The organism is Gluconacetobacter brunescens, assembly GCF_048695475.1.
Taxonomy (GTDB): Bacteria; Pseudomonadota; Alphaproteobacteria; order Acetobacterales; family Acetobacteraceae; genus Gluconacetobacter.
In genome coordinates this window covers 576,580-597,726 of sequence record NZ_JBLHEN010000002.1, presented here as the reverse complement: position 1 = coordinate 597,726, position 21,147 = coordinate 576,580, and the positions used below count along the sequence as shown (strand labels likewise).

Annotated in this window: 21 protein-coding genes and 1 pseudogene; 9 read left to right on the top strand and 13 right to left on the bottom strand. The window is 58.1% G+C overall.

What is annotated here, in order from left to right:
* Positions 1-108 precede the first annotated feature (108 nt).
* The 4 genes from ACMAUO_RS15005 (at position 109) to ACMAUO_RS14990 (ending at position 2,764) form a co-directional block, all read left to right on the top strand.
* The gene (locus tag ACMAUO_RS15005) at positions 109-756 is read left to right on the top strand and encodes an SOS response-associated peptidase (RefSeq protein ID WP_420357760.1); all 648 of its coding nucleotides are present in this window, start codon (positions 109-111) and stop codon (positions 754-756) included.
* 374 nt (positions 757-1,130) lie between these two features.
* Complete coding sequence (locus ACMAUO_RS15000) at positions 1,131-1,670, top strand: DUF488 domain-containing protein (protein ID WP_420357759.1); 540 nt, start codon at positions 1,131-1,133, stop codon at positions 1,668-1,670.
* A gap of 9 nt (positions 1,671-1,679) precedes the next feature.
* Positions 1,680-2,165, top strand: coding sequence for a DUF488 family protein (locus ACMAUO_RS14995; protein WP_420357758.1), 486 nt, complete (start codon positions 1,680-1,682; stop codon positions 2,163-2,165).
* The gene (locus ACMAUO_RS14990; protein ID WP_420357757.1) at positions 2,162-2,764 is read left to right on the top strand and encodes a dual OB domain-containing protein; all 603 of its coding nucleotides are present in this window, start codon (positions 2,162-2,164) and stop codon (positions 2,762-2,764) included. Before ACMAUO_RS14995 ends, ACMAUO_RS14990 begins: the two co-directional genes overlap by 4 nt.
* Before the next feature lie 286 nt (positions 2,765-3,050).
* Here ACMAUO_RS14990 and fghA read toward each other — a convergent pair whose 3' ends face one another.
* From fghA to tnpA, 10 genes are all read right to left on the bottom strand, one after another.
* On the bottom strand, positions 3,051-3,878 hold the full coding sequence (gene fghA / locus ACMAUO_RS14985) for an S-formylglutathione hydrolase (protein ID WP_019087628.1): 828 nt from the start codon (positions 3,876-3,878) through the stop codon (positions 3,051-3,053).
* A 24-nt stretch (positions 3,879-3,902) separates the two neighbouring features.
* A complete protein-coding gene (locus ACMAUO_RS14980; RefSeq protein WP_003618982.1) occupies positions 3,903-4,304 on the bottom strand; it encodes a VOC family protein in 402 nt (133 codons plus the stop codon).
* A 59-nt stretch (positions 4,305-4,363) separates the two neighbouring features.
* Complete coding sequence (locus ACMAUO_RS14975; RefSeq protein ID WP_003618980.1) at positions 4,364-5,473, bottom strand: S-(hydroxymethyl)glutathione dehydrogenase/class III alcohol dehydrogenase; 1,110 nt, start codon at positions 5,471-5,473, stop codon at positions 4,364-4,366.
* 41 nt (positions 5,474-5,514) lie between these two features.
* Complete coding sequence (frmR, locus tag ACMAUO_RS14970; protein ID WP_025829448.1) at positions 5,515-5,790, bottom strand: formaldehyde-responsive transcriptional repressor FrmR; 276 nt, start codon at positions 5,788-5,790, stop codon at positions 5,515-5,517.
* Positions 5,791-6,104: 314 nt separating this feature from the next.
* Complete coding sequence (locus tag ACMAUO_RS14965) at positions 6,105-6,248, bottom strand: hypothetical protein (RefSeq protein ID WP_420357756.1); 144 nt, start codon at positions 6,246-6,248, stop codon at positions 6,105-6,107.
* Between the two features lie 222 nt (positions 6,249-6,470).
* Positions 6,471-7,127, bottom strand: coding sequence for a DNA/RNA non-specific endonuclease (locus tag ACMAUO_RS14960; protein WP_420357755.1), 657 nt, complete (start codon positions 7,125-7,127; stop codon positions 6,471-6,473).
* Positions 7,128-7,494: 367 nt separating this feature from the next.
* The gene (locus tag ACMAUO_RS14955) at positions 7,495-8,088 is read right to left on the bottom strand and encodes a plasmid pRiA4b ORF-3 family protein (RefSeq protein ID WP_420355401.1); all 594 of its coding nucleotides are present in this window, start codon (positions 8,086-8,088) and stop codon (positions 7,495-7,497) included.
* Positions 8,085-9,599 (bottom strand): IS66 family transposase, encoded by a 1,515-nt coding sequence (gene tnpC / locus ACMAUO_RS14950; RefSeq protein WP_420355400.1) that lies wholly within the window; start codon positions 9,597-9,599, stop codon positions 8,085-8,087. Before tnpC ends, ACMAUO_RS14955 begins: the two co-directional genes overlap by 4 nt.
* Before the next feature lie 143 nt (positions 9,600-9,742).
* Positions 9,743-10,102 carry an IS66 family insertion sequence element accessory protein TnpB gene (gene tnpB / locus ACMAUO_RS14945; protein WP_420355399.1) on the bottom strand — a complete coding sequence of 120 codons (360 nt, stop codon included), beginning with the start codon at positions 10,100-10,102 and terminating at the stop codon, positions 9,743-9,745.
* On the bottom strand, positions 10,099-10,506 hold the full coding sequence (gene tnpA, locus ACMAUO_RS14940; protein WP_420355398.1) for an IS66-like element accessory protein TnpA: 408 nt from the start codon (positions 10,504-10,506) through the stop codon (positions 10,099-10,101). The genes tnpB and tnpA overlap by 4 nt, the downstream gene beginning before the upstream one ends.
* On the opposite strand from tnpA, the gene ACMAUO_RS14935 reads away from it, so the two are divergent.
* Positions 10,505-11,302 (top strand): MFS transporter, encoded by a 798-nt coding sequence (locus ACMAUO_RS14935; protein ID WP_420357754.1) that lies wholly within the window; start codon positions 10,505-10,507, stop codon positions 11,300-11,302. The genes tnpA and ACMAUO_RS14935 overlap by 2 nt on opposite strands.
* 142 nt (positions 11,303-11,444) lie before the next feature.
* Positions 11,445-12,554 carry an L-dopachrome tautomerase-related protein gene (locus ACMAUO_RS14930; protein WP_420357753.1) on the top strand — a complete coding sequence of 370 codons (1,110 nt, stop codon included), beginning with the start codon at positions 11,445-11,447 and terminating at the stop codon, positions 12,552-12,554.
* 479 nt (positions 12,555-13,033) lie between these two features.
* Here the strand turns inward: ACMAUO_RS14930 and mntR are convergent, their stop codons facing one another.
* Positions 13,034-13,555 carry a manganese-binding transcriptional regulator MntR gene (mntR, locus tag ACMAUO_RS14925; protein ID WP_420357752.1) on the bottom strand — a complete coding sequence of 174 codons (522 nt, stop codon included), beginning with the start codon at positions 13,553-13,555 and terminating at the stop codon, positions 13,034-13,036.
* Positions 13,556-13,755: 200 nt separating this feature from the next.
* Between mntR and ACMAUO_RS14920 the strand changes: the two genes are divergently transcribed.
* Both ACMAUO_RS14920 and ACMAUO_RS14915 read left to right on the top strand, forming a co-directional pair.
* The gene (locus ACMAUO_RS14920) at positions 13,756-15,129 is read left to right on the top strand and encodes an Nramp family divalent metal transporter (protein WP_420357751.1); all 1,374 of its coding nucleotides are present in this window, start codon (positions 13,756-13,758) and stop codon (positions 15,127-15,129) included.
* Between the two features lie 189 nt (positions 15,130-15,318).
* Positions 15,319-17,529, top strand: a complete 2,211-nt coding sequence (locus tag ACMAUO_RS14915) for a TonB-dependent receptor (protein WP_420357750.1) — start codon at positions 15,319-15,321, stop codon at positions 17,527-17,529.
* A 349-nt stretch (positions 17,530-17,878) separates the two neighbouring features.
* Here the strand turns inward: ACMAUO_RS14915 and ACMAUO_RS14910 are convergent.
* Positions 17,879-18,533 (bottom strand): annotated as a pseudogene (locus ACMAUO_RS14910) (Tn3 family transposase); the annotation flags it as partial.
* Between the two features lie 192 nt (positions 18,534-18,725).
* Positions 18,726-20,519 carry a MobH family relaxase gene (gene mobH, locus ACMAUO_RS14905; RefSeq protein WP_166498096.1) on the bottom strand — a complete coding sequence of 598 codons (1,794 nt, stop codon included), beginning with the start codon at positions 20,517-20,519 and terminating at the stop codon, positions 18,726-18,728.
* Between the two features lie 255 nt (positions 20,520-20,774).
* Between mobH and ACMAUO_RS14900 the strand changes: the two genes are divergently transcribed.
* A complete protein-coding gene (locus ACMAUO_RS14900; protein WP_166498097.1) occupies positions 20,775-21,146 on the top strand; it encodes a DUF3742 family protein in 372 nt (123 codons plus the stop codon).
* Position 21,147: the final 1 nt, after the last annotated feature.

Below are 21,147 nucleotides of genomic sequence, written 5' to 3'. Positions count from 1 at the left end.
AGATGTGGCACAGTGCAGGGAATGGCTGAGGCCCGGCTATGTCTCTGATATCTACAAGGCTTTGACTCACGGTCGTTTTCTCTGTCCGACGGCGGAAGGCAGGCAGCGATGTGCAACCTCTACTCCGTAATGACGAACCAGGAGGCGATCCGGACGATCGCCAGGGTCATGATCGACCACATCGGCAACCTGCAACCGTTGCCCGAGGTGTGGCCGAACACGATGGCCCCGATTGTCCGCAATGCCGAGGGTGGCCGGGAGCTGGTCATGTCCCGCTGGGGGATGCCGACGCCGCCCGGCATGCTCAAGGGCAAGAAGGTGGACCGGGGCATTACCAACATCCGGCACACGGAATCGTCCTGGTGGCGGCGCTGGCTGGGTGTGGAACACCGCTGCCTGGTCCCGCTGACGGCCTTCGCCGAGCCCGAACATCTGCAGGGAGGACGAAGCCGTCAGGTCTGGTTCGCCAGGGCCGACGGTGAGCCGCTGGCCTTCTTCGCAGGGCTCTGGTGCCGGTGGACATCTGTCAGGAAGCTGGCCGATGGCGAGACGACGGACGACCTGTATGGATTCCTGACCACCGAGGCCAACCGGGAGGTCAGTACCGTTCATCCAAAGGCCATACCTGTCATCCTGACGCGGCAGGAGGATATGGATTTGTGGATGACGGCGCCGGCGGATGAGGCGCTGAGGCTTCAGCAGCGGTTGGCGGATGGGGCGTTGGTGAGGATTGCCTCGCCGGAGGGGGCTTCGTGATAGCAGTTCTGGGGGGGGAAGCGGATAGTCGGTTATCGGGAAGAGATGCCCGAAGGCAGCCATTCGCAATGTTCACATTCATGATAGCTATCGACCAATGTAAGTCATCACCAACAGATCAGACACAACCTGAAAGGCGGACGCACCGCTTCGTCGCGCGAGGTGATCGCCGCCCACACCGCATGTTCATCGGCGGCCCGTAATCGCGTAATCGTCGCTGCGGTGGGGGCTTGGCCTCTTAGTCGCGCCGTAGGTCGGCCGCCGTTTATTTCGATTACGCATTACCATTACCCATTCGGACCGCGCCGCCTGTGAAGCTGGTGTGGACTGTAGGATTGCGCTATAAATCACAATGGAGGCGCATTGGATTGATCATGGCTACAGGACGGATATTCTCAATCGGCTATGGAAGCCAAACTCAGAGCGAACTTCTCAATCAACTCGCTCGTGCCAAGATCAGCTATGTGATCGATGTACGGTCATCGCCCTTTTCTCGATTCCAACCCGATTTCTCTCGAGAGCCATTGGCGAAGTCGCTAAAAGACAACAACATAAAGTATGTTTTTATGGGTGACCTTCTTGGAGGGCGCCCAAAGGATGATGATTGCTATACTGACGGACGCGTGGATTACAGGAAGACACGCTCTAAGGACTTCTTTTGCAAGGGGATCGACCGTTTAAAAACGGCTCATAGTAAAGGGCTGAGTATCTGCATGATATGCAGCGAGGGTCAGCCATCCCAATGCCATCGCTCCAAACTTATTGGCGAGGCGCTCGTCGAGCATGGGATCGACGTCACCCATATCCTACCAAATGGTTCTACCAAGTCGCAATCCGAGGTGATTGCCGAACTCATCAATGGACAGTCGGATATGTTCGGCGAGGAATTTCTGTCGCGTAAATCTTATAGATAGGGGCGTTAATTGCGAATCCTGACTATTGGCGGGTATGGCTTTACGGAACAGAGCTTTATCGCTGCGTTGCAGCGCTCGCACGTCGATGTGTTTATCGACGTGCGTCAGAGGCGGGGGATGCGGGGGGCAAAATATGCTTTTCTGAACAGCAAGCGCTTGCAAGAGCTATTAAGCCACTTGGGTATTCAATACGTTTACGCTCAGGGGCTTGCGCCGACATCCGCTGTCCGCGACGCGCAGAAAGCCGACGATCGTGCTGGGGGCACTGCCAAGCGAGACCGAGCACACTTGTCGTCGGCATTCATTCAAGAATATCGTGCTTATATATCAGGGTCCTTCGATCCTGAGCCCCTTCGTGACCAACTGAAGGATGCTAAGGTAGTCGTCTTGTTCTGCGTCGAGGGTCCGCCGGCGGCCTGCCATCGTTCGCTTGCAGCGGAGTATTTAGTTCACGTGTTCCATATCGATGAACCACTGGAGCATCTACGTCCATGAATGTCCTGATCGTCGGCAAAACTAAGATGTCAGGTAACTTTCGCTGTATCGGGGGCCTCTTGCCGAACGGCAAGTCCGTCCGCTTAATTAAGCCTCATGGACAATGGGATACATCTTCGAAGTTCGACATCGGTGACATTTGGGATATCGAATTCACGCAGATTACAGAATTGGTTGCCCCGCATACCGAAGATGTAATGGTCACAAAGCGTAGCTATGTCAAAGATCAGGAACAATTAACCCAACGTATTCTGTCAAGTATTACCCCATGGAGAGGAGGTATAGATCAAGTCTTTGGCGGTCAATTGGAGTTCACAGGCAATAGCAACGGCTACATATCGCACGCAGGGGGCGTTCCAAACTATAGCACTTGGTTTTGGGTGCCGGACAGGGACCTAACACTGCGAGCTGACGGAAAGCATTACGATTACCCAGGTGTCTATTCAGACAAGGGGATGTCCTACGTCGGAGAGCCTGATGCGATCCCCGTTATCCCAGCCGGAAGATTGGTCCGCATTTCTCTTGCCCGATGGTGGAAGCCGCAGGGAATCGATAACTTGGAGGAGCGCTGTTACCTCCAGCTATCAGGCTGGTTCTAACGAGGCGGGGAAAGATCAATATCTTCAAAACGTAATGAACGAACGTCGGCTATTGGATGGAGCAACAAGGCCATCGTACGACCGAAATGAGGGCGACTGCTGCCTGTCTTCTCCTATATCGCTGAGCAAACAGGCAAATCGTGGAAGAAAACAAAACAGTTGGACTGCTTCCGGATAAAAGGTGCGGAAAGCTGCCAGCTGATTTCACAGTTTGAAAGATGCCCCTAACAGATTTTATCTCCACTCAAAGCCAGAAAATTCCAGATCCAAAAAACTGACAATCTATTCATCGTAGTTTACTCACGAAATATCTGAGATGATCTGCAATAAAACTGGCTACAAAATAATAGCTGTGATCGTAATCAGGACGAAGATTCAGGATGAGTTCCTGCCCTGCATTCTGTGCGGCGTCCTGGAACAGTTCTGGCCTGAGCTGTTCTTTCAGAAACTGGTCCGCCAGACCCTGATCTATCAGAACAGGCAGTCTTTCCTTCGCTGTCCGCACAAGTTCAAGCGGGTCATAGGCTGCCCAACTGGCACGATCCGGACCCAGATAAGCACTGAATGCTTTTTTACCCCATGGTACCTGCGTTGGCGCCACAATGGGTGAAAAGGCTGACACAGAACGATAGCGGCCAGGATTACGCAGCGCGATCATGATGGCGCCAAATCCACCCATCGAATGTCCCGCAATGCCTCGCTGCTGCGTAACCGGAAAGCTCGCCTCAATCAGCGCAGGAAGTTCCGTGACGACGTAATCATACATCCGATAATGCGCAGCCCACGGCTCCTGCGTCGCATTGACGTAAAATCCGGCACCCTGTCCAAGATCATACGCATCGTCATCAGCCACACCCACGCCCCGTGGACTGGTATCCGACGCGACAATGGCGATGCCCAGTTCTGCGGCCACGCGTTGCGCGCCAGCCTTGCCAATGAAATTCTGCTCCGTACATGTCAGACCGGAGAGCCAGTAAAGAACGGGAACCTTTTCAGTTTTTGCCTGCGGCGGCAGGTAGATCGCGAAGTTTGCTTCCACACCCAACGACACGGACTTGTGTCGCCAGACTTCCTGCACGCCCCCAAAAGAGGCGTGTGTTTCCTTGCGTTCCATGGCTCTCACTGCCTTTTGCGCATGTCAGTTACCGTCCGTGAAGGTATAACTGCAGATCTTGTTCCCTGCCGGATCCCGGAGATAGGCAGCGTAAGCGCCCGGTAAGTGGCTTCGCGGGCCGGGTGCGCCTTCATCGGTTCCCCCATTGGCAAGACCTGCGGCATGAAAAGCCTCCACTTCGGCGGGTGTCGCTGCTGCAAAACCGATGGTGACACCGTTGCTTGAGGGCGCTTCACCGTTGCCTGGACGTGCAATGATGAAGGCTGGCTTTTCGCGGCCATACAGAATCCACCCATGCCCGAACGGCCCCAGGTTTTTTATGCCCAGAGCCGCAAGCGCGGCGTCATAGAATTTCGCGGATACCGCAGTATCCACTGCCCCAAGAAAAACGTGAGAGAAAACACCGTCACCGGAAATAACTGCCATGATCGTTCTCCTGTAATTTCCAACCATTGGAAATGATGTTGCGCGGTGAGACGCAGACCTTAGAAATGAATGACGGAACGGATGGATTTTCCTTCATGCATCAGATCGAAGGCCGTATTGATGTCTTCGAGCGGCATGGTGTGGGTTACGAAAGGCGCAAGTTCGATATCGCCACGCATGGCATCTTCGACCATGCCGGGAAGCTGGCTGCGTCCCTTGACCCCACCGAAAGCCGAGCCGCGCCACGAACGCCCCGTCACAAGCTGGAAGGGACGGGTCGAAATTTCCTGACCGGCCCCTGCCACCCCGATGACGATCGACTGCCCCCACCCACGATGCGCGGCTTCTAACGCCGCGCGCATGACGTTGACGTTTCCGATACATTCAAAGGTGTGATCAATACCCCAGCCGGTCATTTCCACAAGAACCTGCTGAATCGGTTTGTCATAATCCTTAGGATTAAGGAACTCCGTGGCGCCGAATGCTTTGGCAAGTTCAAACTTTTCCGGGTTGGTATCAATAGCGAAAATCCGGCCAGCCTTTGCCTGTCGCGCTCCCTGAATGACCGCCAGACCGATCCCGCCCAAACCGAAGACGGCAACCGTATCTCCCGGCTGCACCTTGGCCGTGTTGTGTACCGCACCAATCCCTGTGGTGACGCCACATCCCAACAGACAGACATGCCCTGGATTGGATGCGGGATTGATTTTTGCCAGAGAAACCTCGGCGACAACCGTGTATTCGCTGAACGTCGAACACCCCATGTAATGATGGATCGGCTGACCTTTGTAGGAGAAGCGTGTCGTGCCATCCGGCATCACACCTTTACCCTGTGTGGCGCGCACTGAAATGCAGAGATTGGTTTTTCCCGACTTACAGAACAGACATTCACCGCATTCCGCCGTGTAAAGCGGAATGACATGGTCGCCGGGGGCAACGCTGGTGACCCCTTCTCCGACCTCGATGACAATTCCCGCGCCTTCGTGACCCAAAACGGCTGGGAACAGTCCCTCGGGATCATCCCCTGACAGGGTAAACGCATCAGTGTGGCACACACCCGTATGCGTGATCTGCACGAGCACCTCACCAGCACGAGGAGGCGCTACATCGATCTCGACAATCTCAAGGGGCTTACCCGCCTCGAAAGCAACTGCGGCCCGTGATTTCATGATTTTTTCTCCAAATAACCTATCAGCCAGCATCGAGGGCATTACCGGAGATAGGATCGAACGAGTGACACCACATTCTCGATCGAACCACTGGCAGCATCACGATCACCGGCACACTCAACAAATTCTTCCCGCAGGTGGCTTTCGAGAACACCGGCCATTAATCCGTTGATCGCTCCCCGGATAGCCGCCACCTGTTGCAGCACCGGACCGCAATCAGTTCCCTTCTCCAAAGCCTGTTCCAGCGCATCAAGTTGCCCGCGAATACGGCGCACGCGGGTCAGAACGCGCTTTTTCTCAGCTGGTGTGTGCGGCACGAACGCTTACTCCCGAATATACTACCCTTGAGTATCCTTGTCATACTATAGGGCAGTATGACGAGGATATAAGGGCGTGCTTGTCATATGATCCGATCACAATTCCGTATCGCTGAAATTTTCATCGCAACGTCCATGGGTTGCCCGTCTGTGTCTTGGGATCATTCAAGAGGTACAATTAGTGAGATCCAGACAATCTCTGCAACGAGGCTTTGAAGCGCTGATGTCCGCTATTTGGCAAACAACCTGGTGGTCCAAACGACCGACATGAGGGCGGAAGCAGTCACCCCTCCCAGTTCGCCCCACTTGGCATCCTATTTCGTCCTCCGCGCCGCCTCAACCACCCCCTTCACAGCCGCCAGCACCACCTTCCGCTGTTCCGCCGGGATTTCCCGAATGAGGGCCAGCAAGTCCAGTTCCAGCCTGTTCTGGGCATAGGCCAGCCGCTCCGGAGTCATTCCGCTGACGTGCCGAGAGCCTCGGCCAGGGCATCCAGGCGCTCCTGCTTGGGAACCGCCCGGTTTCGTACTGGGTAACGGCAATGGCAGTCACCTCGATCGAACGTGCTACGTCACTGGTCGAGAGGCCGAGCATCTCCCGTTTCAGTTTGATCCGGGCGCCAACGTCTGTAGTCAGTTCGGTGCGGGGCCGACGTTGGCGTGCTGGGGCGTCGGTCATCGTCACTTCGCTCGCGGCGCATTGAGTAACTGTGCCTTTACCTCGGATGAAAGCGCCGGGAACGGGTCGACGCCCGTCACGCGAACCAGGGTCTCGACGGTGACCTCGCTGCAATGGGGTGATCTCACCTCGTTCCGGCACACATAGACCATCGCCCCTCCCCGTTTCGGGTCGTAGACGGCTTTCCAGGTTGAGGTCGGCACCTTCACATGATCCGGCCCGATCGTCGCGATCACCGACGAATGGTAGGCAGGCCCGGTGACCACGTAAACGTCACCATCCCGAAGCGCGAGGCTCCGGACCGTCTGCTCGATATGCGACCATGCGCCGCTGTTCAGCGCATTGGTCTGGGGAACGACATTCGACAGCGCGAAGGTCTCGGCCTGGGTCGCCTCGGTTGGCGCATCTCCGCTGGGGGTCATGTGCCCACGATCGAAGCCGGAGCGTCGATAGTCCTCAAGCTCGGACCTGGCCTCGATCGGCAGCCGCAGGTCTTCATGGAACCGGCCATGGCGCTTCAGTCGCTCGGCGGCCCGGACATCATCTCGCGTCAGATGTTCGGCCGACCAGAGCGGACCTCGCGTCGCATCAGCATCCAGGGCGGCATAGGTGCCATTGCATAGGAGCGTGGTCCGTCCGGGGAACTGCTGGTGGATCACTGCCGGTAACTCGCCTTCGACGCCGAACTGTGGGCAGGAGGGCGAAGCGTGGGCAACGAGAGGAGTGAGCGCTACGACAGCGGCGAGCAGCAACGACCTGGACATGGGTAGCCGGGTAGCGGTCAATTGCGGTCAGGACAAGGCGAGCGATATAGTCAGATCGCCTCTCAGCGCCGCATCGAGGACCATGAATGAGGTTTACCGTGTTTTCGGTTCCATTGCCGCAGCCGTCCTAATCGGCGGCAGGCCGGCATTCAGCTTCGACCAGACGAAATCTCACCCGTCCCGGCCTGAACCCCAGGAACAGCAACTCACCGAACATCAGCATTATGGTAAGCGCCGATGTAAGGCGGCGTTGACGTAACGACTATTTGGCCTTTCGCTGGCGGGGTGCCCATTTCTTTGCCAGGGCAGTGAAGCGGGTTTGGATCAAGTCGACGTTTGGCTGAGTGTGGAGATCATGGGCGTCCCCCAGGGCTTCCAGTGCGTCCTCATGAAATTCATGCGTCGGATCAGTGAGGGCCTCCAGCTTTTCAGCATAGCCCCAGGGGCCTCCCGAGTCCTCGGGCGGACACATTCCGGTGGCCTCGAGCAGGCGTGGATAGCTGGCGTGCGGGTCGGCAGGGGCGATATCGTGGATCCTGACGCTATGCTCCCAGCCATCGCCGAAGTCGTAGAGGTATCGGAAGGACTTGCCTCGCATTTCCTCCAGAGCCTCAGCCAAGGTCGTCTTGCGCGCATCGAGCGGACCATCGAGACCATAGGAGGGGTCGGGGATGCCGAATCCCGTGCGTCCGAAGGTCAGTTCCCACAAGTGGCTGTCGGTCCATGCCAGCGCAGCCTGGAGGACGGTGTGCAAGCGATCGAGCCTGATACCCAGCGGCACTTCGATCATACGGCTCACAGCCGGTGTCACGTCATCCAGTGTGATCGTCATCCGCACGACGAAGGCATTGCTCAAGCAGCATGCTCCAGTTTTTGGATCTCTCTCGCTGCCTGCCAGTTCCAGGGCAGGAGTTCGTCGATCCGGTTAATCGGGTGGTTGCCGATACGTGCGATGACGTCGGTGAACCAGGCTTCGGGGTGCACGCTGTTCAGGCGGCAGGTCTCGACCAGCGAGTAAAACAGGGCCGAAGCGTCGCCCCCCTTGGTCGAACCGACAAACATCCAGTTGCGGCGGCCAAGGGCAACCCCACGCAGGGAATTTTCGACCAGATTATTGCTGATTTCGAGCAGACCGTCATCGCAATAGCGGACCATCGCCGCCCAGCGGTTGAGCGGATAGCGGCATGCCTTTGCCAAGGCACTGTCCGATGACAGCCCCCGCATCCGCGCTTCCAGCCATGGTCGCAAGGTAGCCAGCTTCGGGCATGCCAACTGCTGGCGAACCTGCCGTCGTTCATCGGGAGGCGCCCCCTTGATGGCGCGTTCGATCGCGAAAAGCTCGCCGATCCTTACCACGGCCTCGGCCGCGATCGGCGACGGGTTCTTTTCCAGGATGTCGGTAAACTTGCGTCGCGAGTGGGCCCAGCAGCCGACCTCGGTTACCTCGCGCGGTGCCTTCGTGCTGGGATCACGGTACAGCGTGTTGTAGCCGGCGTAGCCGTCCGCCTGAAGATATCCCCGATAGCCGGCGAGATGAGCTGCGGGATGCTCACCACCGCGACCGATTGTAAAGCGGAACGTTACGGCGGGCGGGCGCATGTCACCGCTCGAACGATCGTCGCGCAGATAGACCCAGAAGTACGCGGTGTGGCTACCGCCCTCGCCTGTGAGCAATGTGACCGGCGTCTCATCACCATGTATCTTGGAAGCTTCGAGAATGTAGGAGAGCAGCCGTTCGCCGAGCGGGGCCATCAGCCAGGCCAGTTTGCGGGACCAGCGGCCCATCACATCGCGATCGATGTCCACGCCCAGGCGACGCAGGATCATCGATTGACGGTGCCAGGGCTGATGATCGACGAAGCGGCTGACGAGAAGATGCGCAAGCAACGCGCTGCTCGCCATCACCTTCGGCAACGGCAGATCAATGGCTGGAGCCTGGCCGATTTTCTCGCAGGAACGACAGGCGATGCGGGGACGAACATGGCGCAGGACGCGGAAGCGGGCCGGAACGTAGTCCAGCACTTCGGTGACGTCCTGGCAGATGATGGTTTCGGCGCCGCCACAACCGCATGGCTGCGGGCGATGCTCCGTCGTCACGCGCGGGATGTGCGCGGGGATCGGCGCCCGGGTTCCAGCTTTCCGTGCAGATTGCGGCTTTGACGCTGCGGGAGCATCATCGTTGGCGAGTTGGGAGGCATCGACCTCTTCGAACATCAGGCGCAGTTGCGCGATGTCCATCTTCTCGGAACTGCGACCGAACTGGATGCGCAGAAGCCGAGCAAGGCGATGCTCCAGCTTTTCGATTGTCAGGGTCTGGATTTTGACGGTCTGCTTCGTTGCCCTCAGTTCGCTCCGTTCCAATTCCATGGCTTCGGCCATCTCCCGCAGCATTTTCTGCAGGAGAACCGGATCTGTGGGGAGGCGATCAAGGTCGAACCGCATGCCTTGAACTATAGCGCGAGCAACGTTCCGATCCTATATAAAACCTCAGTTTTCTGCGGTTTTACCGTTCACGCAAAGGTCGGTGCAGGCACCTCGTCATGGATGATCGCCTGCCTCCAATCGAGACCTTCAATCAGCATCGCCAATTGCGCAGCCGAGAGTCGGGCTGCCGCCCCGTCCTGGGTTCGGGGCCACACGAACTTCCCACGCTCAAGGCGTTTCGCATACAGGCAGAGCCCCGACCCGTCCCAGACCAGCGCCTTCAACCTGTCACCTCTTTTGCCGCGGAACAGGAATACAGCGCCGGAGAATGGATCGAGTTGCAGGATATTACTAACCTGGGACGACAATCCGTCGAAGCCTTTGCGCATGTCGCACGGCGCCAGCGACAGATAGATCTTCGCCGACGGCGGCAGCGTCAGACTCAACGTTCAAGCTCCCCGACGATGTCGAGGACCAGCCTCAGTGCTTCCCGGTCAACGAGCCTGTCGACCGATACGGTGAAGCCGCCCTCCCGCCGAATGTCGATGCGGCCGACCTCCGATGGCTTTGCAGGAGACTCGGAACTCACCAGTTCGACCGGCACGAACCCGGCCATCGCACCGCGCACCAATTGCTTGCGCCATGTGTATAGCTGGCCAGTTCCGATCCCGTAGCGTCGCGCCACTACCGCAACGATAGCGCCTGGCTGCGTCGTCTCTTTCAGAATCGCGAGTTTTTCCTCATTGCTCCAATGCCGCCGCCGCTCCATTCGCACGACCGCTCCACCATCCCGGCATGCGCTCATACGAGGCTCTTTTGACTGCTCAATATCCACTCGCAAGGCCTCCATGTGCCTCGCCAGCTTCACGCTATTCCCGCCCCGAACAAGGTCGGGTTCCGTCGGCGCTTACGGTGTCCCTCTGGCGAATACAATTGGGCAATCATTCGGCTGGCGGTGGGCGTTTGGTCTTATCGCACTTCTATCTTTGGTGACTACAGCGCTCATTGCGCTTAACGTGCCGATGGATTCTGCACGTCCCAATGCGGACATCTTCACAGAATTGCGCGCTCTGAAGATTCGTCAGGTATGGTTGACTCTTGGCATCAGTGCCGTGGGGTTCGGCGGTATTTTTTGCGTTTATACCTATCTGACAACAATCATGAGCGAAATCATTCACGCGAAGCCGGCGATGATTTCACTGGTGCTGGGCGTCTTCGGTTTCGGAATGACATTGGGTACCTTGGCATGCGCTTGGGCAGCGGACCGTAAAATGATGCTGACCATGGGAGGGATCTTGCTGGTAAATGCGGCTGCTTTGGCAGGATTTTCCGGGTCATCCCATGATATCTCCGAGCTGGTGCCGGTTGTCTTCATGATTGGATTTGGCGGCGGTCTTGGCACTGTGATTCAGTCTCGCCTGCTTCAGGTCGCCGTTGGTGCCGAAGCCATGGCTGCAGCTTTGAACCAAAGCGCGTTTAATCTCTCGAACGCTGTAGGGCCATGGTTAGGAGGACTGGCGATCTCTGCCGGCTGGGGACTGACGTCCGTGGGATGGGTTGGATCGGCTTTGGCTATGGGAGGTTTCGCAATCTGGCTGCTGACGTTGGGCGATCTTCGTTCGGAAGATCTTCGCCGTTCGAGATAGGGCGGAATTCGGCACCCTTCTCTTTCTTCTTTGATATGGCATCAGCTACTGTCAGGTTCTCAGGTGGAAAGATAATTCGCTTACGATCTGGTCAAGAGTAACCAATGGAAAAGAAAAACTTTCACTCAGGGATAACAATTTCATGACTTTCCGAATGTTTGCGTTGGCTACAGCTATGTTGACGGTACTCGGCCCCGTCGGCGCGTTCGCAGCTGACAGTGTCGATCATGGCGCGGTGCCAACGGGCAACGTCACCATTGTCGCCCGCTTCGCCGACATGCAGCCTTCGGGAATTGCGACGTTGCCGGATGGACGTGTGGTCTTGACGTTTCCGCGTAGTGCAGCCGACCATAAAGGGCCACGTCTTGCGGTTCTGCGTGATGGAAAGGCCGTCGCGTTTCCTGACGAGCCAACACAGAGCCGTCTGATTTCGCCCCTTGGCATGACGATCGACGCGACTGGCCGGCTTTGGATTGTGGACGAAGGAACAGTCGCAGGTCAGAAGGAGGAGGCTACGCCATCGCTGATTGCATTCGACGGTCGCAGTGGCCGGATTGTCACCGTCATCCCCTTGGGACATGATGCTGTCCGTGAGGACAGCCATGTCAATGACATACGCGTGGACATGACACATGGCGCGCAAGGTACGGCTTATGTGAGCGATACCTCATTAATGGATCATCCTGCGATCATCGTTGTCGATATTGCCACGGGACACGCGCGGCGTGTTTTGGAGAACGCTCAGTCAACGCGCGCGGATCCCGGTTTTGCCATGGAGTTGGACGGTCAGATGTTCCGCTACAATCTGGCTCATCCGGGGATGGGGCAGGGGGGCATAGACGGTATTGCGTTGAGCGCGGATTCAAGGCGGTTGTACTGGCAGCCGGTATCGAGCCGGAGGCTGTATAGTGCGCCGACAGCGCAGTTGGCCGATCCCGCTGTTTCCCCGACGCAGTTGGCGGGGTCGATCCGGGACGAAGGTGAGGATTCTGTAGTTGATGGCATGATAACTGCGCCGGATGGCTCTTTGTACCTCACCGACTTGGAACGCCATGCCGTGCTGCATCGCTCGCTTGATGGTGGCCTCTCTGTCGTCGCGCATGATTCGCGTCTGATTGCCCCCGACAGTCTGACTTTGAAGAATGGGGATCTATTGCTAACCGTCGGTCAATGGAGTCGCCTACCGATATTCCATCATGGGCGTGACATGGAAGAGCGTCCATGGGTCGTCGTGAAAATATCGTTGAAATAGTAGCTGTCTGACGTGTTCACCATGAGAGTGATTCACGGGATGCGTCGAGGTGGACCCCTTGGAGACGGTGCTGGCGTCGAAGAAAAAGTTCGGCCGGTGAAGCAGTCAGGGGGGAGAAGAACGGTGGAGCACGCCTGTATAGCCGTGTCCTTGAGGACAGTAATCTCCTTGATGTTGGTTTGCCGCACGGACGAGGTTCGAGATCGCGGGCCGCTACCCCCTTGCGGCCCCAGCGCGCCACAGGTGCTGGGCAGGCGCAGTTCCATAGGGTCGACATGATGCTCTCGGCGGGAATCGGTGGTCACGCGTTGCAGTTCTGGTAAGAACGCAGTGGCCTGCGGCTAATGCAGGTGCGTACATTGGTCCGGGCGGCCAGTCGGATTGGTGTCCCATGCCCGAGCATCGGGGCAGGTGCGCCTTATGCGGCGGAATAACGCTTGGGTAGGAACAGTGATGGACACGAGGAAACCCCCGGAGTACTACGCCTGCTTCCCAACGCCATTGTGACCTCCAGCCGCCGGAAACAATCCCGATCCGTTCTTGTTCCGAGCTGTCGTCATGAACCGAGCCAGACCGCCATTCATGGCGATCCGAAATGCATCAAGTGTCTCGGTGCCGACGTAATGCTCCAGGCCTTCAGCATCAATTCGAGCGTTTTCGGAGCTTATTCCCAGAGCAAGAAGAAATGCCTCGACAATCCGGTGACGGACGCGCACCTCCTCCGCCATTCTCCGACCTGTCTGGGTAAGAAAAGCACCACGGTAGGGCTTGCGCGCGACAAGTCCTTCGTCTGCAAGCCGCGTTAACATTTTCGCAACGGTTGGCTGAGATACGCCCAGACGTTCGGCCAGATCGACTTGGCGCGCTTCCTGCCCCTCATCCAGAAGATCGGCGATCAACTCCACATAATCCTCGATTAGAGCGTTCTGCCTTGCGGCACGATTGGCGCGAAACCCTTCAGAATGCGTTTCGGCGTCCGGGAGCGTGTCAGGCGTGGTCATGGGTCGCTTCATTTTGTTTCATCATGATGGTTCGTCCCTCGGAAGCTACGCGGGATATGATTATTCCGTTTGGAATATGTTATCATCCAGAGTATATCATGGCACAGGCTGTACGAAAATCCCTTTGCATTGGATTTTTCTGTGCGCTCTATATTATAGCATATTGCATATCATGCGCTGATGCGATTTAGTGCATCATCATGCCACACGATCCTCTCGTCAGTGCCACCGTGCCAGCACCCGACAAAACTGTCTGGCGCTTTACCAGACTGACGGAATCCGACAGCAACAGCCTGCCGGAAGCCTTTGCTACGGTGCGTCTGCCGTCTGGCGACGCATCCTGGTTCCGGCGCTTTCTGGCCTTCGTGGGACCAGGCTACATGGTTTCGGTCGGCTACATGGACCCCGGCAACTGGGCGACGGATCTCCAGGGTGGCGCGCAGTTCGGCTACACGTTGCTTGCCGTCATCATGCTGTCGAACCTGATGGCGATCCTGCTCCAGGCGCTATCGGCCCGACTGGGCATCGCCACCGGGCGCGATCTTGCGCAGGCCTGCCGCGACCATTTTCCGCCGGCCGTCAACATCATGCTGTGGCTGGCCTGTGAGCTGGCCATCATCGCCTGTGACCTGGCCGAGGTCATCGGTACAGCCGTGGCGCTTCAACTGCTCTTTGGCATTCCCCTGCTGGCGGGTGCCGTGATCTCGGTACTGGATGCCTTCATCGTCCTGTTCCTGATGAACCGGGGCTTCCGCTATCTGGAAGCCTTCATCATCGGGCTTTTGAGCATCATCGCCGTCTGCTTCGCGGTTCAGGTTGTGGCGGCTGCCCCGCCGCTGGCGGGCATCTTGAAGGGTTTTCTCCCTTCGCCCGAGATCGTGACCAACAGCAGGATGCTGTACATTGCCATCGGCATCATCGGGGCGACGGTCATGCCTCACAACCTCTACCTGCATTCGTCGATCGTACAGACCCGCGCCTTCGCACGAACGTCCACCGGGCGGCGCGAGGCGATCCGCTGGGCGACATGGGACAGCACCATCGCACTGATGCTGGCCCTGTTCATCAACGCCGCCATCCTGATCGTCGCGGCGGCCGCCTTTCACACCACCGGTCATCAGGATGTCGCGGAGATCGAGGACGCCTACCGCTTGCTATCCCCGATCCTGGGACTGGGCATCGCCTCCACCCTGTTCGCCGTGGCCCTGCTCGCCGCTGGCACCAACTCGACGATCACCGGAACGCTGGCCGGCCAGATCATCATGGAGGGATTCCTGCGGCTTCGCATCCCGCACTGGGCGCGACGCCTGCTGACCCGTGGTCTGGCGATCATTCCGGTTGTCGTGGTGACCGCGATCTATGGCAGCAGTGGCGTCGGGCAATTGCTGCTGTTCAGCCAGGTGATCCTGTCGATGCAACTGCCCTTCGCCGTCATTCCCCTGGTCCTGTTCGTCTCCGACCGCGGGAAAATGGGTGAATTCGTCATTTCCCGGAAACTCGCCGCCCTCTCATGGACCGTGGCGGCTGTCATTCTGGTTCTCAACTTCAAGCTGCTCTTCGACACGATTTTCTGAGTTCAACCGCCCTCCGGGCATCCTTCGCAGAAGAAACGCATCCTCATGCACACCTCACGATATAGCAACTGCTATACTAATAAGCTCAGACGTTCCGGGAAGAGTTCCGGCCATCAGTACGACCAGTCCCGTTTGGGTTCGCGCGCCATGCTGTGTTCCTGTGTGGCTGTGGGGCTGAGCTGGTTCAGCATGGACGCGGCAAAGGCCGATGAGACCATAACGCACGGACCCGGTGCGGTGGCAGCGAAGTCGGTATCGGCGGCGCAGAATGCCGGGTCTGCGCACCATCAGAGCGGGAAAGCCGCGCGGACAGCCACCCCTTCCGGAAAGTCGGCCCCGGCCGACGCAACCGGCCCCGAGCACATCAATGTCGTCGGCCATCTCAATCGGGAGCGCGCGCGCATTTTTCCGGGGCTGGGGGCCGTCGATTACAACATCGACCAGCGCCAGATCACCAGTACGCCCGGGGGACAGAACGCGGCCTTCAGCCAGATCCTTCTGCGTGTGCCCGGCGTCGTGCTCGACAGCTACGGGGAAGTTCATGTGCGTGGCGAGCATGGGGGCCTGACCTACCGCGTCAACGGCGTGCTGCTGCCCGAAGGACTGAACGGCTTCGGGCAGGAACTGGATACGCGCATCATCCAGTCGGTGGATCTGCTGACCGGCACCCTGCCGGCGCAGTTCGGCTTCCGGACGGCCGGGGTGGTGGATGTGACCACCAAGACCGGCGACAGCCTGAAGCACAACCAGGTCTCGCTTTATGGCGGCAGCTACAACACGTTCGTGCCGTCCGTGCAGCTTGGCGGCCAGCATGGAAAGCTGGACTATTTCACCACCCTGTCGTTCACCCGCAACAATATCGGCATTGAGAACCCGAGCGACACATTCCGGGCCGTTCACGATGTGACCGAGCAGGAGAAAGCCTTCTCCTACCTCTCCTACCATATCGACGATGTCAGCCGGGTGACGCTGCTAACCAGCGCCTCTTATGCGGATTTCGAAATTCCCAACTCGTTCAAGACGTTCGACGTGAACAGCCCGGACTATACGACCATCTACGATGTAGATGGCGTGAACCCGCACGATCCGTCAATGCACTGGTCCAATCTTGATGACAGTCAGACGGAACAGAATTACTATGCGGTACTCTCCTATCAGCGGACGACGGACAAGCTGAATTTTCAGGCTTCTCCGTATTTCCGCTATGGCCGTATTGATTACAGCCCAGATCGCGATCGGGACCTGATTTATCAGGGCGTCTCCGAACATGAAGTCAACGACTTTACAACTGGCGGCATGCAGTTCGATCTGTCGTACGAGGTGGCTCCCCACCACACCTTGCGGGCCGGTCTTCTGGGGCAATACACATCCGAGCGGCTGGATACCAACACGCTGGCTTTTCCCGTGGATGAGGCAGGAAACCAAAGTTCGAATGTGCCGGTGCGTCTGATCGACAATACGGGCAACTGGTCGGTCGAGGCGGGAGCCTACATCCAGGACGAATACAAGATCACCCGTAATCTGACGTTCAATTACGGCATCCGCTACGACCGGTTCGCCTCATCCTTTGACAACGAGGGACAACTCAGTCCTCGCGCGAACATGGTCTGGAAGCCGACACGCGCCACCACCCTTCATATCGGCTATTCACGTTATTTCGCTCCCCCGTCGCCCCAGTACGTCTACCCGTCCACGCTGGCCAGGTTCGTGGGCACGACCAACGCTGCGGCCAACCTGATCGATGAGGCGACGAAGGTGGAGAAATCCAACTACGTGGATGGCGGCATTCTCCAGCGCATCACGCCCGAATTCCAGATCACACTCGATGCCTACGCCAAATGGGCCCATGATCTCACCGATCTCGGGCAGTTTGGCCGTGCGGTGATCCTGGCACCGTTCAGCTACAAGCGTGGGCGCGTCTACGGTGCCGAGTTCGGGAGTTCCTGGCGGCACGGGCCGTGGTCATTATTCGGGAATTTCTCCTATGTGAAAACGGCCGCGCGCGACATCAATTCGGCGCAATACCAGTTTCCGACAGACGAACTGGCCTATATCAAGTCCCACGCCATCCAGCTTGACCATCAGGGAGAATTTACCGCGACAGCCGGTGCCTCATGGACCACGAAGCACGATATGGCCTACGTCGATTTCGTCTACGGTTACGGCCTGCGCAGCGGCTTTGCGAACCTTGAGAAAGAGCCGGAATACGACGTGTTCAACATTGGCTACCAGCACACGTTCACAAAGGTCCCTTTGGGACACGATATCAAGGTGCGGGCCGATGTCGTAAACCTGTTCGATAAACGTTATCAGCTTAGGAATGGTAGCGGTGTCGGCATCTATCAGGCTCAATATGGCCAACGACGGGGGACCTTTTTTTCCATTGTTTCGGAGTTCTGAACGTCGCTGGCAAAACTTGGTGAAAGGGGAGGCATGCATGTGCCTTTGCGCGTCCTCCTTGTGCCCAGCTATTAGAGTCCGTTTGAGAATGGTCATGGATGGGCAATTCTGCGGAGCATGAGGCTACCGAGAGCGACATGGATCATCGCCTGTCAATCGGCATTGAACTTTGACCCCCAATCGGCATCCAAAAATGACCCCTTGGAATCGAGACCGGGCTTCTCCCTGGAGCCGTAGGCGCAAGGGAGAAGCCCGGTCTCGATCGTCCGTTCTTGTGGGGGGTCAAAGTTCAATGCCGATTGACACACAAGGTTCGTAGCGCTCCGCGATGTCTCAGAAAACGGTGCACCACCCCACCGAACAGATGCAGGCGTCTGTTACCGATGTTGGGGATGCGCGGGGCGAAACGGAAACCGAGGAGATGGCATAGGGCGAACACATGATCCGAAACGCCCCCGCCATCGGTATGGTGACGCTCGATCGCAAGGTCGGCGCCATGATGGAGCAGGCCGTCGAGTACATGCGCGGCCTCGCTGGCACCGGCGGAGATGACTGTAGAATGGAACGGCGCGTAGCGATCGGAGACATGGGTGTAGAAGGAGATGGCGGGTTCGCTGCCCTTGTGCGGATTGACGGCGCCGGTCGCCTGCGCAGGCCGATCGAGCGGGAAGTGCTGCCCGTCCGAGCGGGACGCGGTGCCGTCGCCGAACAAGGCGGCAAGCGGCAGCCGATGCTGCGCCTCGACCAGCCTCGCCAGCGCCGCGCCGTAACTATCCTCGCGCAAGGTGCCAGGCCGAGAGCCAGCCGAGCTGACGCCGAGTTACCAACCCACAGGCCTCGGCCATGCGGGCGTGGCCGAGATTGGTCGCATCGGCAAGAACGGCGGTAAGGATCGCGCGGGGATCGTCGTGGGCCCGGCCGGTAGTCAAATGCGTGAAGCAGCCGGCAAATCCCGTCCAGCGATCCACGTCGGCCAGCAGATCGGTGATTCCGATGGCCGGCAGGCGTTATGGGATCGCCCGTGGTCATAACCGAACTCCGTCCCGGGACATGGCGTAGTTTACCGGCGGATATACCGAGCCAGCAGCGTATTCTTGTAGTGAATTTGAGTGGTGCAGAGTAGGCCAAATGGTGATGCCGTCGAAGCCTCTGCGGCTTGGGATGAATTGCTGCGCCGTGGCCGGGTCGAGATGGAATCAAGGTCTCTTTCCCACAACGCTCTCTTCCGTGAGCTTTACGTAAGGGTTGTCCGTAAATGGTTGCGCAATGATGAGAGTCGCGTCGACCAAAAGATATCCATGTAGACGCTTGGTTTTTCTAGGCCCTTGAACCTCGCAGGTCCAAATATTCAATCCATTTGTTTGCTTACGATGGAGATGAAGCTTTTCGAAGGCCTTTTGTACGCATTGCCAGTCGGGAAGCTGACTCAGTTTGGCAAGCGCCGATAGGTCAGGGTGTTCCTGGGCGTACCGCTGAAACACGCCAGGACTGACCAGATAGATGGTACCTGCCACGGTATGAACGACGGCCTTCGCGTCATTGATGATAAGGCGGTGCGACAGAATGCTGTTTCTGAGCCAGCAAACAAAATGCTCTCCTGACGGGGAGGAGCCGTCCGGAGAGGGGGCTGGTGTCTGAGCCGGGGAGACCGGAGTGGAGACAAACGGCGGCTCGCCAGGTAGCACGGATGGTTCTTCAGCCGGTTGGGGCTGCGGCTCGAGTTCGGCGGCTCCGCCAAGCATTGATAGCAGATCGGATACGGCGTCCTGGGCGAACTCGACATTCGAAGAGGACGCGATATCAGATACCGGAGGTGCGGCTGCGGATGACGTGTGCTCCGCAGACGGTTCGTCGGCTGTCACTGTTCCGGCGAACGGTTCCGGTCGCTCGGCTGACGACCAGACCATGGCTGGGGAGAGCTTCAGGAAAGTGAAGCTGTGCGACCAGCCAGTGTCGCTCGCTACGGTGGCCTTCCAGATGGCTTTGCCGTCCGCTGAGGGCTGCGCGACGCCATGGTCCTGAAGGACATTGAAGACGGCCGTATTGTTGGCGGGAATACCATCGATGCCCTGTCCCAGCAGATAGGCCCGCAGCTTGTCGGACACGGTTTTACTGACCAGCCACAAGGCATCCTGCGTCAGCCAGCCATCGGACGCCTCTGGCTGGTTCAGCTTGAGTTCCTCCCGCACGAGGTACCGCAGGCCGTCGAGCAACTTACGTTGCAGCGCGTGTTGGGGGGCCGTGGTCGCCTTGGCCGGGTCGCCGCCGAGCGCCTGGGCGACCGAAGCCTGGTCTGCCTTCGTGACCAGTTCGCCGATCATGCCGGCCCGTTCGTACTGCCCCGCCAGCACGAACAGCAAGGCAGCCCAAAGTTCAGCGTATCCACTGAGCCAATCCAGATGGATGGGATCGATCACGCGCGTGTAAAGCAAGCCGGTGGCGGCACCGTGCAGATGGTAGTCACGGTCCTTTCGGTAGCGGAAACGGTAGGGAGATTGTAGCGGGCCATTCCACGGGTGCCAGACACGACCTGTATCGTCTTCCACATCCAGATCGACGGCGATCTTACCGAGATCGTGCAGAAGAGCCGCATAAGCGATGCCAGCGGTCCATGCTTCGGATTGTTCGGCCTGGGTTTCGGGCGTGGCGCCGGCGGGCAGAAGGTGTGACTGGCGCAGCTTCAGCGCATATGCGACGATTTCGAGGCCGTGATCCAGCATGCCGCCAGCATAGGCATGATGATGACTTTCAGAGGCCGGGATTTGCTGGACCAGTTCCGCATAGCGCTCGATGGGACCGCGGTAGAGTTTTCCGAACTGCTGCCGCGAGAGCGAGGTGCGCTGCCAAATATGCTCGATCAGGATTTGCCTGCGCGGTGTGGCCAGCAGCCTAGAGGCCGGCAGGGGCATCAGCAGCCCTTTGTCCGTTTCTGGCCGAGCGGACGATGTAAGGTTGGTGAAGACGCCTTTGCGTCGGAATGGCAGGAGCATGGTGTATCCCGAAGATCGGCGAGGAGGCGAGCCTTTTGGCCTTTTCAGGTAGGGCCTTTCCCCTTGACCTCCATTCCCTTGCCCCTTCCTGGCCCTTTTGCCCTAACCTTTTGAGCTTAGGGCGAGCGGCAGAAAAATTCCGGTAGCCAATAAGGGAGAGGACAGTTCCGTGTTTAGAAAACGGACTGCACCAAGACGGTTGGCGGCCACAAGAAATGTGGAACCGACGAATGCATCTATGGCACAATACTCACCATGACACCGAAAACCCAGAGCAACAACGCGGAGCGGATGGGCCGATGGCTGGGCAAAGTGTGGCGCGCCTATGCGCGTCGCGAGCGGCAGACTATGGCGTGGCTGAAGGCTCATGGGCTGCCTTCGGGTGTTGTTATCGCGTCGTCGTGGATCGTCAGGCTGGGCGTTCTTGCGATGCTGTGTCATGTGGCATTCTGGCTGACACTGCTACTCGTTTTCGGGCTGGTCGCGGCAGGGATGATCTCGACTAGCGACACCTGTCAGGACGAGCCCACGGGAACCGAGTGGCGATACGGTCCGCTGGGGCATGGACTATACACATACGATGGATATCGAGTGGATCCGCATGATCCAGATGAAGAGCAGGATTAGA